Below are 12,525 nucleotides of genomic sequence, written 5' to 3' on the forward strand. Positions count from 1 at the left end.
CGTCGATGCCGAGACAGCGCTGGAAACTGACATGGGGTGCATTTGCATCAGATGATGCGCAGTCTGTGATTGGAACTTCAACAGGTCAGTTCAGTCGCCGAGCCGCCAGCAAGGCGGCGATGGCTAAATGTGCCGCTTTGGGCGGGAGAAACTGCAAGGTCACGCTGACGTATGAGAATCAATGTGCCGTAGTTGCCGAGACTGTCGAGGACCTCCAGCCGATCGCCTCAGTTCAAGGGAGCGGTCCCAGCGTAGAGGAGGCAAGCAGGCCTGTGCTTGAAGCTTGCGCTCGTGATAACAATGGTCACAAGTGCAAGATCGTTTACTCCAACTGTACAGCTCCCGTGTTGGACTACCGATAAAGGGAATTGCAACCGGCCGTCCCTACTCGGCAGCGAAAATGTCGTCGGCACAGCGATGCGGCTGGGCTGGTTGGAACTCATTCTGACCACGCTCATCGTAAAGGCTCCTTCTATGGCCGCGATGTTGTTCGAGGGAGTGCTTGCAACTTGACGCCTTACAGTGCTTTTCGGCCGTCGCAACAGCCCGGCGCACCGGGTCAGCCGGTGTAAGCAGTGGCGAGCAGTCACCGGCGCCTACGCAAGCGCATGGCAATGCTCCTTCTTATCCAACACATAGACGGTACAGCTAAGGATGGATCATTCATGATGCGCACGACGGTCTTTGTAGTCTTGCTTATGTTCTCGATGGCTTCTTACGCGCAAACAGCCCCCCCCCAGGGTGTGGCGCCAGGCAGCCCCTGCTTGCGGCCCCGGTGGAGGGGCGGGGGGCGGTGGGATCTTCCTGCAGGAAAGGTCTACACGCGTTGGAAGGCGACATGGGGAGCTTTGGCAGAGGACACGGATTCCGGAAACGTCGGCACATCCACAGGTCATTTCAGTCGCAGAGACGCACGTCGAGAGGCAGTCGCAAAGTGCAAGGCCATGGGAGGCTGGGAGTGCAAGTTCGTCTTCACCTACAAGAACAGTTGCGCCGTAGTGGCTGAAGTGGTCGATGATCTCAAGGCGCCGATGATGCCGACCTATCAGAGCGCACCGACCATTGAGTCCGCCTCCAAGCTGGCTATTGATGGTTGCTCAAGTAAAAATGGAGGGCGTGTGTGTCAAGTGAAATATACGAACTGTACGGCTCCTATCCTGATCTACGAGTGATACGGATGGGTTGACATCGCCGGCAGGCTTGCTTGTTTTAGATTGCACCATGGGCTCAACGGTTATGCGGACAAATCATGCGTCGTGCTCTAGTGGCATCCCTACGGTTGGTTGCTTGTTCGGATGCGCCAATACGAGTCGAGTTACGGTGGCCAATGCGGACGAGGAGCAGCTGATCGGTTGCTGCTGTGTCATCCGAAATGGGATGCCGCATGCTAGCTCGCTTCTAGGGAAAGCTGACGCGCTCCTGCTAGACACGAACATGGTGGCGGTTTGAGTGTGGTCAGTTCAGCTACCGATGCTGAGGCATCGCATACGAGGTCGCAATCCATGAACTACGCCCTCCATTTTTTCCTGGTCGTGATGGTGCTGCTCGGCAGCGGTTGCGATGCGCAGACCGCACGCGTCGCGGATACGGCCAATCAGGAAGTTCGCCCAGAAAAGAAGGAACACGACATGTCAGAGCTGAAGCCGCCCTCCGCCGATAGCGTGTTGTATTTCATCTACCAGCGCGACGGCGATGGTGCGGTCAGCTACAAAGTCGACGGCGGCGCCACCGTCAGCTACTGGTACGGCCATGCGTTCGATCTGAACGGGAAGCATTACTTCACCGGTTTCGGCAGCAAAAGCGAGGGCGAAGGTCCAGAGGGCGAGAACGGGATGATGGATGATCCCGAGCATGTCGCCATCTCGCAGGCGACGTTCACGCGCGTCGAGAAGGATGGCAAGGTGGAGTGGTCGAAGCCGGATACCGATGGCTACGTCGGTGAGTTCGGACGATTGGGGCGCGCGGACGAGATCGATACGTCGCGCAAGGCGCAAGGGTACGCAACGGCCGATGGTCGCTACGTGCTGGCTGTTCCCACGCGAGATTTCATGAATGGCGAGGAGGTGCAGTCGTTCGCCATGTTCCTCTTCGATCCCAATGGCAAGGACGCATTGTCGTTCCGTCAGTGGGGATACATTGGCAGCGTGCGCGTTGGCGGGGACAATCAAGCTGCCTGCAGTGACGGTCAGGTGATGCCCTGCACGGCCAGCACCGGCGAACTGGCCTTCGAGCCGGCGTCGGACGGAGGACTGCCTGCATTGAAAGTCACCCCCTCGGGAAACACGAACTCCGGCTCCGGCAAGGTACGTACGCTCGGGCCCGCGGATGCGGTAACCTACCGCTTCGACGCGAATGCAGAGCGCTACACGCCCTGAACCTTTCGAGTTGACCGTCCTGTAGAAGGCTCACGGATCGAGCCCGGTTGACGTCCTGCGACCCACGGTCGCGAACATCAGCAAGAGGAGCCAGTGATGGCCAGTGACTACACCCGTGAACAGATCCTCGATATCGTCGAACGCCAGGCACAGGCGAGCGGCATTCCCCGCGAGGACTTCCTGCGGTTCGCCTACATCGAGACGGGCGGCCGCTTCAACCCCGATGCAAGCAACCCCAGTGGTGCGAAGGGGTTGTTTCAGTTCATGCCGCGCACGGCGGAGGATTACGGCATAACGGGCCAGGAATTCGATCCCGTGCAGAGTACGCGTGCGGCCGCAGCGCTGTACCAGGACAATCTTGCGGACATCAGCCGCAGACAGCAGCGTAACGGCCACGATTTTCTGTCCGGAAACACGACGCCAAGCGGGCTCGATCTTTATCTTGCTCACCAGCAGGGGGCTGCTGGCTATGAGTCTGTGCAAAGCGCCATCGCGACAGGAGAGTTCGCGCTCACGAGTACCCGCCGGAATATATTGGGGAACATCAGTGCCAGTGATGTCGAGAGACTGACAGGGCGCAAGCCTGCAGAACTTCGCGGACTCGATGATCGCGAACTGGCGACGACGTTCTCGCAGTACTGGAACACCAAGTACGCGGCCATCAGCATCCCCGATCGCGGCATCCAGGCCAGCCAGGCCGATGCGGCCGTGCGCGAGCGTGCTTCGCCGCTGGCCGATGACGTGCTGCAGAACGGCGAGCGGGGCGAAGAGGTGCGCGCCTTGCAGGCGTCGTTGAACCAGCTTGGGTTCCGCGATGGCCAGGGAGCGGAGCTGGAAACGCGCTCGGGCATCTATGGCGGCAGGACGCAGGAAGCGGTGCGTGCGTTCCAGACAGCAAATCAGCTGGAAGCCACCGGCAACGCCGACGCGCGCACGCGCGACGCCATCGCGCAGCAGCTCGCGTTGCCCGAACAGCAGCGCAACCGCGCCCAGCCTGAGGAAGCGCAGCCGCGCGAAGGCGGACTCGCGTGGCCGACGCCGGGCAATCGCGACATCAACGAGGCCGACAAGCCGCGCGAAGGCCGGGGCGAATTCGGTACGCCGCGCAGTGGTGGTCGGCGGCATGGCGGCATCGACATCCAGGGCGATGTCGGCGATCCGGTGGTGGCGGTGGCCGGTGGGACGGTGGTAGTGCGCCCGAACAATGGCGCGGCAGGCAATACGGTGCACGTGCGGCATGACGATGGCTCGCTCACCAAGTACTTCCACCTGGATGAGTTCAGCGTGCGCAACGGCCAGCGGGTGGAGGCCGGGCAACAGATCGGCACCATGGGGCGTACCGGCAACACGCCGGCGCAGGGAGATACCCACCTGCACTTCGAAATGTGGCGCGACGGCCGTCAGGTCGATCCGTTGCCCCCTCTGCGCGGTGCCGAGCGGGATGCGGCGGTGCCGGCCCGCACTGCAACGCCTGAGGTGTTGCGGGACGGCGCATCGGGAGCCCCGGTGCGCGAGTTGCAGCAGCAACTCAACCAGCTGGGGTATCGGGGCGCCGATGGTCGCCCATTGGAAACGGTGTCGGGCAAGTTCGGCCCACAGACCGAGCATGCCTTGCGCGCGTTCCAGGAAGATCGTGGGCTGAAGGTGGACGGGATCTTCGGGGAGCGTTCGCGTGAAGCACTGGCGGCGGCCAACCGCGACCCCAAGCCCACCGAAACTACACCGCAGAATCCACGCAGTGAGGATGCGCAGCGTTCGTTCGTGGATCGCATGTTCTCCGCGATGCACGGGGGTGATGACCGGGCCATGCGCCAGGCGCTGGAAGACTACCTCAAGACGCCCGCGGGCGATTCGTGGCGGAAGGAATCGCCAACGATCGAACCGTCCGTCATGGGCCGCGACCCGACGGGTCCGGCCCGTTGAGTCGCGTGGGGCGCCGGCCAGCGTGGCTCTGCGCCCGTCGTTCAACGCGATCGTCAATCGTCAAGGTGTGCGCGGGTCCCGGTTCTTGTGCCGTGCCTCCGTACAGCCGGAATCCCGAGGACGGCGTCAGTCGCCGATGCGAGTCGAGGAGAATGAAGATGGATCACTTACCGGATGGGCGAAGTAAGGCGTTGACGACGGCCTTCCTTCTCCTTCTTGTTTCCCCCACAGCCTGCAGCGGTGCCATGGACAGTCAGAACAGCCCCCCGACATTCACCGAGAATCCCGCTCCGCGCCAGACCTATCGTCTGACGCTGCGCATCGAGGGAGCTCCCGGTCCCCTGGAGGTCGTCTCCAGCGCGGCGCAGTACGACGTCGTCAATCCCGAATGCCTGCCGCCACCGAAGGACAATCCGGGAGGCCATACCTCGGCCGTGCCGACCCACGACATCCCAGTGCGCCTGCAGCGCGTCTCCGACAACGAGTACGCCGGTGTCTTCCATGCCGACGGAATGGTCGATGCCGACTACCACGGGCGCGGCGTGTGCCGCTGGCAGCTGATCCAGGCCCAGGTGCAGCTTCAGGCACCGGGTGCCGAGGGGGGCACGCGCTTCGTGGCCAAGCTCAATGGCGACGAACTGCCGCAGGGCACGCCCAAGGCGATCCATTACTGGAAGGCGCGCTATCCGCGCGAGCCGGACACGGACAGTTACCGCGACTACGGTCAGCCGGACCTGCAGAAGGTGCCGGCCGACCAGCGTGACGCGTTCTTCGGCATCGTTTTGACCGCGAAGGAGGCCTGACCATGGGACTCACCTCGCAGCAGTATGCCTACCTTGCGGACCACAGCTACGACCGTGGCGGGCAGATGCAGGGCCTGCTCAACAAGGACGTCGTCATCGGCGGCGAGCGCTACCGCGTGATCGACCATGCGGACAATCCGCGCACCGGTTACCAGGGCACCGTCTATCAGCATGAGGCGAGTGGCGCGGTGGTCGCCGCCCATCGCGGCACCGAGTTCGGGCGGGAGGCTTTCCGCGACGGCGTGGTCGCCGACGGCGGCATGGTGTTCGCGCGCACCAACAGCCAGGCCGCGGATGCGGTGGAACTGACCCGTCGCGCGGTCGAGTACGCGGAACGGCAGGGACGCGAGCCGGGCAGAGCGGTGCCCGAAGTGACCGTGACCGGACACTCCCTCGGCGGCACGCTGGCCCAAGTGTCCGCCCACCACTTCGACTTGCGGGGCGAGACGTTCAACGCCTATGGCGCGGCCAGCCTGGACCGGCGCATTCCGGAAGGTGGCGACCGCGTGACCAACCACGTGATGGCGGTCGACGCGGTCAGCTCTGCCAGTCCCCATTACGGGCAGATGCGCGTCTACGCAACTGCGCAGGAGATCGAGACCCTCCACCGCACCGGTTATCACAGCAACATGCTGCGGGACCTGCTGCAGCGGGACATGCCGTTGGCCGCGTCGGTGGTGTCCGCCGACTCGCACAGCATGCACAACTTCCTGCCGGTGGATGACGAAGGGCGAGCCGATCGCTCCGCGCTGGCCGATCCGCAGGCGCGGCGGCTCGCGGAGGATCACCGCGGCATCATCGCGGACTATCGGAACGATGTAGGCGATCTGCGTCGCGGCGTCACGGTCGCGGCGCGCGGTCCGTTGGGCCTGGTGCTCGACGGCATCGATCGCGTTCGGGGGCCGATGGCCCCGGGCGAGCCGGCAGCGCAGGAGGTGCGCCGTCAGACCGGCACACCGCAGGCGACGCCTGCCCCATCGGTCACGTCAGGCGCTCCTGCTGCGTGGCAGCCGAGCCCGGAGATCGAACGTCTGCTGGCGGCAGCACGCGAAGGAAGCCCTGCGGCGCTGCAGACGGCGCAACAGGGCCTGCAGGCATCCGCTGTCGGTCAGGCATGGTATGCCCGCGTCGACGCGCACCAGCAGGCGCTGGACGCGCAGCAACGCGTCGCAGGTCCGGCCATGGAGCAACGGACGCAGGCGCCGCAAGATATCTTCCGCTGAAGAATTCCTGCGGTGAGGGAGCAGCAGGCCGGGTGCGCGCGGATCGCCGCCGCGCGCGCCTGTCCAGGCGTTTGATGCCGGACGGCTGCGGCATGTGCGGATGCGGACGGTCAGCCCGGCTCACGCGCGGAGGGGCACAGGGACGAAGAGGGTTCAGCTTCGGGTGAATGGCCGTGCGAAATGCCCGGAACGCACGACATGGCGGTCGGTGGGCAGGCGACCATTCGGTGGCCTGCTTGGATGGTTGCGGTCAGCGGGTACCGTACAGCACGACAGTCTTGCCGCGCGCATGCAGGGAGCCATCGGCCTGCAGCTTCTTGAGCACACGGCCTGCCATCTCGCGCGAGCAGCCCACCAGGCGGGCCAATTCCTGGCGCGAGACGCGCAACTGGGTGCCCTGCGGATGGCTCATCGCCTCCGGCTCGCGGGCCAGGTCGTGCAGGGTGCGCACGATCCGGTCGGTCACGTCGAGGAACGCGAGGCGGCTGGCCTTGCGGCTGGTGTCCAGCAGGCGCCGCGAGAGCTGCGCGCCGATGGCATAGAGCAGCTTGGGGGCATCAGCCGACAGCGTGCCCATGAACAGCTGGTGCAGGCGTTCGTAGCTGATTTCGGCCAGTTCGCATTGGGTGCGGGTGCGCAGGATCACTTCCCGGCGGTCCGACTCGATGAACAGCCCCATCTCGCCGACGAACTCGCCGGAACCGAAGTAGCCGAGCACCAGCTCACGGTCGTCGTCTTCCTCGGTGATGATGCTGACCGAGCCGCTGACCACGTAATACAGCGTGCCCGCCGGGTCGCCGGGGCGGAAGACGTCGGCGCGGGCCGGGTAGCGGCGCCGATGGCTGTGGGCCAGGAAGCGCTCAAGCGTGGCGTTGTCCGGCGTCAGGGGGCTGGCGGCGGGGCGAGCGGGGGCTGAAAGGGGGATGCCTGGGCTCATGGTGGTCACGGCTTGTAATTCAGGAAGCTTAGTCCGAATACGTGGCCCACGGCAAACGCAGGCCATGCAAGGGCTGGGCCAGTCCTGCGGCGGCCCGCCGACGCGCGGCCGCGGACATTCCGCTGTCATCCCATATGGCGCATAATCCGCCCCCTCATCCGACACCCCCCAGAGAGGGACCACCGCCGTGGTAAAACCCCTGCCTCGCCTGCGGCTGCAAGGCTTCAACAACCTCACCAAGGCGCTGAGCTTCAACATCTACGACGTGTGCTATGCCTCGTCCGAGGACGAGCGCCGCCGGTACATCGAGTACATCGACGAGGAATACAACGCCGATCGCCTGACCCAGATCCTGACGGATGTGGCGGAGATCATCGGCGCCAACATCCTGAACGTGGCCCGCCAGGACTACGATCCGCAGGGCGCGTCGGTGACGATCCTCATCTCCGAGGAGCCGGTGATCGACAAGAAGGATGCGGGCAAGGAGATCATCTCCGACGCGGTGGTTGCCCACATGGACAAGTCCCACATCACGGTGCACACGTATCCGGAAACCCATCCGGACAACGGCATCGCGACGTTCCGCGCGGACATCGACGTGGCCACCTGCGGCGTGATCTCGCCGCTGAAGGCACTGAACTACCTGATCGAAAGCCTCGAGTCCGACATCGTCATCATGGACTACCGGGTGCGCGGCTTTACCCGCGACGTGAAGGGCAAGAAGCACTACATCGACCACAAGATCAATTCGATCCAGGACTTCCTGGCCAAGAACATCAAGTCGCGCTACGAGATGCTCGACGTGAACGTCTACCAGGAGAACATCTTCCACACGAAGATGCACCTGAAGGAGTTCGACCTCGACAACTACCTGTTCGAGGAAAAGGCCAAGAACCTGTCGTTCAAGGAGCGCATGAAGATCGAGGCGCGCCTGAAGCGGGAGATCGAAGAGCTGTACCACGGGCGCAATCTGTCGGAATGACGGGTTGGCGACGGGTGCGGGTTACATCCGGTTCGGATGGCCTGCGCTAGTCTGCCCACACAAACGGCGGGACGACCCGCCCGCGGCGCGAGCCGCGCATCAGGACCGACGGCGGTCCGGAACGCGAGTTCCGGGCCGTTCTGCGTTATGGCCCGGGCAATCCACCTGAGGAGGTGACGTATGGCGTGGGTGTATCTGGTGCTGGCGGGATTGCTGGAAGTGGCGTGGGCGGTGGGACTGAAGTATTCCGAGGGCTTCACTCGCCTGGTGCCCAGTGTGATCACCGCGGTGGCGGCGGCCGCCAGCTTCTGGTTGCTGGCGGTGGCGCTGAAGCACATCCCGCTCGGCACGGGCTATGTCATCTGGGTGGGCATCGGCGCCGTGGGCACGGCGTTCGTCGGCATGTGGCTGTTCCAGGAGCCCGCCACGGCGGCGCGACTGGTCTGCATAGGCCTGATCGTGGCGGGCATCATCGGCCTGAAGCTGGCGTCGTAGCGCGCGCCCCGCGCACGACTGGATGCGCCCATCGCCGCCCGTCGTCTGCAGATGCACGAGACATAGAGCCGAGCCTGCTCGGCTCCACATGGGGGTCGGCGCATGGTGTCCCGGCCGAAAGGCAGTGGCGCCAGCTCCGCTCTACAGCCTGTAGGCGACGGCCTTCATGAGCTTGGAGGCGCCGGCCATCAGCGTCGGGATGGGGGCGGGCAGAGTGCGTGCGCCGGCCTGTTCCGCGTGGTCGGCGTGGCGGGCTTCGTCGGCCTTCATGACGGTCAGGATCTCCCGGCTACGCAGATCGGCAGGGGGCAGGGTTTCCAGATGTTCGTCCAGGTGGGCTTCCACCTGGCGCTCGGTTTCGACCACGAAGCCCAGGCTCCAGCCGTCCCCGCGCAGGCCCGCCAAGGCTCCGAGTGCGTAACTGCCGGCGTACCAGAGCGGGTTGAATACGCTGGGGCGACTGTCCAGCTCCCGCAGCCGGTCGGCGCACCACGCCAGATGGTCGGTTTCCTCCTGGGCGGCTTCCATCAGGTGGGCGCGGGTCGCGGGGTCGCGTGCAACGGCGGCCTGGCCAAAATAGAGGCCCTGTGCGCATACCTCGCCCACGTGGTTGATGCGCATCAGTCCGGCGGCATGATGCTGCTCGGCGGCATCGAGCGCGACCTCCGGGGTATCTCCGGCCGGGTTGGGGCGGTTGGCCGGCGGATTGCCGAAGACCGTGTCCAGGCCGCGCTGGGCTTCCACGAGCCAGTGGTCCAGGAGGGAGAAGGTCCGTGTGTTCATGCCGCCATTGTGCCGGCTCGCCGCATGGGCGTCTGCCGGTCAACCGGCATGGGGGCAGGGGCGCTCCGGCGACTTGCACGCGGCGCCCTCGCCCCGTACAATCCCGCCTCTTCCGTTTCACCCTTCACAACGCGTGGCAAAGTTCCGCCGGTGCAACCGCGGAATCCGCCCGACCAGACACATGAGATCCACATGAGCACCTTTACCGCCAAGTCCGAGACAGTCCAGCGCGACTGGTACGTCGTCGACGCAGCAGGCAAGACCCTCGGTCGCCTGTCCACCGAGCTGGCCCGCCGCCTCCGCGGCAAGCACAAGCCCGTCTATACCCCTCACGTTGATACCGGCGACTACCTGGTCGTCATCAACGCCGAGAAGATCCACGTCACCGGCAACAAGCTGGCCGACAAGAAGTACCACCGCTTCACGGGCTATATCGGCAATCTGAAGACCGAGACCCTGGCGCAGGCGCTGGAGCGCCACCCGGAGCGCGTCATCGAAACCGCCGTGAAGGGCATGCTGCCGAAGGGCCCGCTGGGCCGCGACATGTATCGCAAGCTCAAGGTCTACGCCGGCCCGAATCATCCGCACGCCGCTCAGCAGCCGCAGGTCCTGGACATCTAATCATGGCTATCACTCAGAACTACGGCACCGGCCGTCGCAAGTCCTCCACCGCCCGCGTGTTCCTGCGCAAGGGCACCGGCACCATCACCGTCAACGACCGTCCGCTGGACGAGTTCTTCGGCCGTGAAACCGCGCGCATGATCGTGCGCCAGCCGCTGGAGCTGACCAAGAACACCGAAAGCTTCGACATCAAGGTCACCACGACCGGCGGCGGCACCACCGGCCAGGCCGGCGCCATCCGCCTGGGCATCGCCCGCGCGCTGGTGGAGTACGACGAAACCCTGAAGAACGAGCTGCGCAAGGCGGGCTTCATGACCCGTGATGCGCGCGAAGTCGAGCGCAAGAAGGTCGGCCTGCACAAGGCGCGCCGCGCCACCCAGTTCTCCAAGCGCTAACAGACGCGTTACACTACGCGTCACTGGTTATACAGCCCCGTCGCCAAGCGGTAAGGCACCTGACTCTGACTCAGGCATTCGGTGGTTCGAATCCATCCGGGGCTGCCAACTTGAAGTCCACTGGACATCCGCAAAAGCCCGCCTCTGGCGGGTTTTTGCGTTGAGGGATATCGCCGATGGTCGCCATGTTCCAACCCCCGTTCTGTCCGCCGGATGAGGCCCTGCGCCGCATGCAGGAGCGCGGTTACGTGGTGCTGGAGCCGCGCGCCATGGCCGACGCGACCGGCGTCGGCCTGGACGCCCTGGACCCGCTGCTGCCAAGCTGGGAGCGGCTGGAAGTGGACGAGTACCTGAAGGACGGTGGACGTTACCGGCGCCGTCGGCATTCCTGCTTCATCGTCGACGCGGACAGCATGGCGCAGGCTCCGCATCGTGCGCACTGGCAGTCGTTGGACTACAACGCCCTCCATGGCGGCATGCAGCGCTGGTTCGAACCGATAGAGCCTGCCGTCAGTGGGAACGCCGCATGGCGACAGTTGTTGTCCGGACTAGGGCGATGGTGCTCGACGCTGAAGGGCGAACGGCCGTGGTTCGTGGAGGCCCACCAGTTCCGCATCGACACGACGGATGGTATCGGGCGTCCCACGCCCGAAGGCGCGCATCGGGATGGGGTGGATTTCGTCGCGGTGCTGTTGCTGGCGCGCATGGGCATCAAGGGCGGCGAGACCCGGGTGTTCGCTGCTGCGGGCCCGGACGGCCAGCGCTTTACGCTGGAAGCGCCATGGTCGTTGCTGTTCCTGGATGACGAGCGCGTGATTCATGAGTCCACCCCGATCCAGCCGCTGGATGGACGGGGTCATCGCGATACCTTGGTGCTGACATTCCGTCGGGACGGCTTCCAAGGTGATCCGGGCGCCGGCTGACTGTGGCGCGCATTTCGTTACAATTGAAACCATGGCGCGTGGGCGCCGGCATCTGGAGTTCCGATGAAGCTGGGTTCCCTGAAGGAAGGCGGTCGTGACGGCACGCTCATCGTCGTATCGCGTGATCTGGCCCGCGGCGTGCGCGCCACCGGCATCGCACCGACGTTGCAGCGTGCGCTGGAGGATTGGAGCAACACCGCGCCGCGTCTCAACGCGCTGTACGAATCATTGAATTCCGGCGACGCCGACGGCGCGTTCGACATCGACATGCAGGCGCTGGCCGCGCCGCTGCCGCGGGCCTACGAGTTCGTCGATGGCAGCGCCTACCTGCCGCACGTGGAGCGCGTCCGCCGCGCCCGCAACGCGGAGGTCCCGGCGAGCTTCTACACGGATCCGCTGATGTACCAGGCCACCAGCGCCGCCTTTCATGGCCCGCGCGATCCGGTGAAAGTGGTCAGCGAAGACTATGGCATCGATCTGGAAGCGGAGATCGTCGTCATCACCGACGATGTGCCCATGGCGGTCACGGCGACGCAGGCCGCGGGCCACATCCAGCTGATAGGTCTGGTGAACGATGTGTCCCTGCGCAACCTGATCCCGGGCGAACTGGCGAAAGGTTTCGGCTTCCTGCAGTCCAAACCGCGTTCGGCGTTGTCGCCGGTGTTCGTCACCCCGGATGAACTGGGCGACGCTTGGCGCGACAACAAGGTTCATCTGCCGCTGGTGACGCACATCAATGGCGCCTGGTTCGGCGCACCCGAGGCAGGAGTGGACATGCAGTTCGATTTCGCCCAGTTGGTCGCGCATGCGGCCAAGACCCGGCCGCTGTCGGCGGGCACGATTGTCGGCTCCGGCACCATTGCCAACGAGGACACGTCCAAGGGCGCCTCGTGTTTTGCCGAACAGCGCACGGTGGAAACCCTGCGTGACGGCAAGCCCTCGACGCCGTTCATGAAGTTCGGCGATGTCGTCCACATCGAAATGAAAGACCGTGACGGCCGTTCCATTTTTGGTGTGATCGAGCAAAGGATGGAGCCGCAGCCCTTGCCTTGATGGCGCGCGCGG

The 12,525-nt window shown here is 64.7% G+C and carries 12 protein-coding genes and 1 tRNA gene; 11 read left to right on the forward strand and 2 right to left on the reverse strand.

Annotated elements, in window-relative coordinates; translation table 11 throughout:
* Window positions 1–1,502 precede the first annotated feature (1,502 nt).
* From OY559_RS03375 to OY559_RS03390, 4 genes are all read left to right on the forward strand, one after another.
* Entirely contained in the window at window positions 1,503–2,375 is an 873-nt protein-coding gene (locus OY559_RS03375; RefSeq protein ID WP_277728711.1) for a hypothetical protein, read from the forward strand.
* Window positions 2,376–2,471: 96 nt separating this feature from the next.
* Window positions 2,472–4,298, forward strand: coding sequence for a peptidoglycan-binding protein (locus tag OY559_RS03380; protein ID WP_277728712.1), 1,827 nt, complete (start codon window positions 2,472–2,474; stop codon window positions 4,296–4,298).
* A gap of 245 nt (window positions 4,299–4,543) precedes the next feature.
* Window positions 4,544–5,101, forward strand: coding sequence for a hypothetical protein (locus OY559_RS03385; protein ID WP_277728713.1), 558 nt, complete (start codon window positions 4,544–4,546; stop codon window positions 5,099–5,101).
* Between the two features lie 2 nt (window positions 5,102–5,103).
* A complete protein-coding gene (locus tag OY559_RS03390; RefSeq protein WP_277728714.1) occupies window positions 5,104–6,324 on the forward strand; it encodes an alpha/beta hydrolase family protein in 1,221 nt (406 codons plus the stop codon).
* A gap of 250 nt (window positions 6,325–6,574) precedes the next feature.
* Here the strand turns inward: OY559_RS03390 and crp are convergent, their stop codons facing one another.
* Window positions 6,575–7,261, reverse strand: coding sequence for a cAMP-activated global transcriptional regulator CRP (crp, locus tag OY559_RS03395; RefSeq protein ID WP_225590783.1), 687 nt, complete (start codon window positions 7,259–7,261; stop codon window positions 6,575–6,577).
* Window positions 7,262–7,448: 187 nt separating this feature from the next.
* On the opposite strand from crp, the gene speD reads away from it, so the two are divergent.
* On the forward strand, window positions 7,449–8,243 hold the full coding sequence (gene speD / locus OY559_RS03400; RefSeq protein WP_056879496.1) for an adenosylmethionine decarboxylase: 795 nt from the start codon (window positions 7,449–7,451) through the stop codon (window positions 8,241–8,243).
* Between the two features lie 180 nt (window positions 8,244–8,423).
* The gene (gene sugE / locus OY559_RS03405; RefSeq protein ID WP_277728715.1) at window positions 8,424–8,738 is read left to right on the forward strand and encodes a quaternary ammonium compound efflux SMR transporter SugE; all 315 of its coding nucleotides are present in this window, start codon (window positions 8,424–8,426) and stop codon (window positions 8,736–8,738) included.
* A gap of 141 nt (window positions 8,739–8,879) precedes the next feature.
* Here sugE and coq7 read toward each other — a convergent pair whose 3' ends face one another.
* A complete protein-coding gene (coq7, locus tag OY559_RS03410) occupies window positions 8,880–9,521 on the reverse strand; it encodes a 2-polyprenyl-3-methyl-6-methoxy-1,4-benzoquinone monooxygenase (RefSeq protein WP_277728716.1) in 642 nt (213 codons plus the stop codon).
* A 192-nt stretch (window positions 9,522–9,713) separates the two neighbouring features.
* On the opposite strand from coq7, the gene rplM reads away from it, so the two are divergent.
* From rplM to OY559_RS03435, 5 genes are all read left to right on the forward strand, one after another.
* Window positions 9,714–10,142: a 50S ribosomal protein L13 gene (rplM, locus tag OY559_RS03415; protein ID WP_055936916.1), complete on the forward strand. Its 429-nt coding sequence runs from the start codon at window positions 9,714–9,716 to the stop codon at window positions 10,140–10,142.
* 2 nt (window positions 10,143–10,144) lie between these two features.
* The gene (gene rpsI, locus OY559_RS03420) at window positions 10,145–10,537 is read left to right on the forward strand and encodes a 30S ribosomal protein S9 (RefSeq protein ID WP_142123406.1); all 393 of its coding nucleotides are present in this window, start codon (window positions 10,145–10,147) and stop codon (window positions 10,535–10,537) included.
* A 33-nt stretch (window positions 10,538–10,570) separates the two neighbouring features.
* Window positions 10,571–10,645 (forward strand) — tRNA-Gln (locus OY559_RS03425).
* Between the two features lie 77 nt (window positions 10,646–10,722).
* Window positions 10,723–11,460 (forward strand): 2OG-Fe dioxygenase family protein, encoded by a 738-nt coding sequence (locus tag OY559_RS03430; RefSeq protein WP_277728717.1) that lies wholly within the window; start codon window positions 10,723–10,725, stop codon window positions 11,458–11,460.
* A 63-nt stretch (window positions 11,461–11,523) separates the two neighbouring features.
* On the forward strand, window positions 11,524–12,513 hold the full coding sequence (locus OY559_RS03435; RefSeq protein ID WP_277728718.1) for a fumarylacetoacetate hydrolase family protein: 990 nt from the start codon (window positions 11,524–11,526) through the stop codon (window positions 12,511–12,513).
* Window positions 12,514–12,525: the final 12 nt, after the last annotated feature.

The sequence above is a fragment of the Pseudoxanthomonas sp. SE1 genome, assembly GCF_029542205.1.
Classification (GTDB): Bacteria; Pseudomonadota; Gammaproteobacteria; order Xanthomonadales; family Xanthomonadaceae; genus Pseudoxanthomonas_A.

Bases quoted from the DNA above. Each gene is read 5' to 3' on its own strand.
- coq7 (WP_277728716.1), bottom strand. From the start codon at position 9,521: ATGAACACACGGACCTTCTCCCTCCTGGACCACTGGCTCGTGGAAGCC.
- sugE (WP_277728715.1), top strand. From the start codon at position 8,424: ATGGCGTGGGTGTATCTGGTGCTGGCGGGATTGCTGGAAGTGGCGTGG.
- OY559_RS03435 (WP_277728718.1), top strand. From the start codon at position 11,524: ATGAAGCTGGGTTCCCTGAAGGAAGGCGGTCGTGACGGCACGCTCATC.
- OY559_RS03430 (WP_277728717.1), top strand. From the start codon at position 10,723: ATGTTCCAACCCCCGTTCTGTCCGCCGGATGAGGCCCTGCGCCGCATG.
- OY559_RS03390 (WP_277728714.1), top strand. From the start codon at position 5,104: ATGGGACTCACCTCGCAGCAGTATGCCTACCTTGCGGACCACAGCTAC.
- OY559_RS03380 (WP_277728712.1), top strand. From the start codon at position 2,472: ATGGCCAGTGACTACACCCGTGAACAGATCCTCGATATCGTCGAACGC.
- OY559_RS03385 (WP_277728713.1), top strand. From the start codon at position 4,544: ATGGACAGTCAGAACAGCCCCCCGACATTCACCGAGAATCCCGCTCCG.
- rpsI (WP_142123406.1), top strand. From the start codon at position 10,145: ATGGCTATCACTCAGAACTACGGCACCGGCCGTCGCAAGTCCTCCACC.
- OY559_RS03375 (WP_277728711.1), top strand. From the start codon at position 1,503: ATGAACTACGCCCTCCATTTTTTCCTGGTCGTGATGGTGCTGCTCGGC.
- rplM (WP_055936916.1), top strand. From the start codon at position 9,714: ATGAGCACCTTTACCGCCAAGTCCGAGACAGTCCAGCGCGACTGGTAC.
- crp (WP_225590783.1), bottom strand. From the start codon at position 7,261: ATGAGCCCAGGCATCCCCCTTTCAGCCCCCGCTCGCCCCGCCGCCAGC.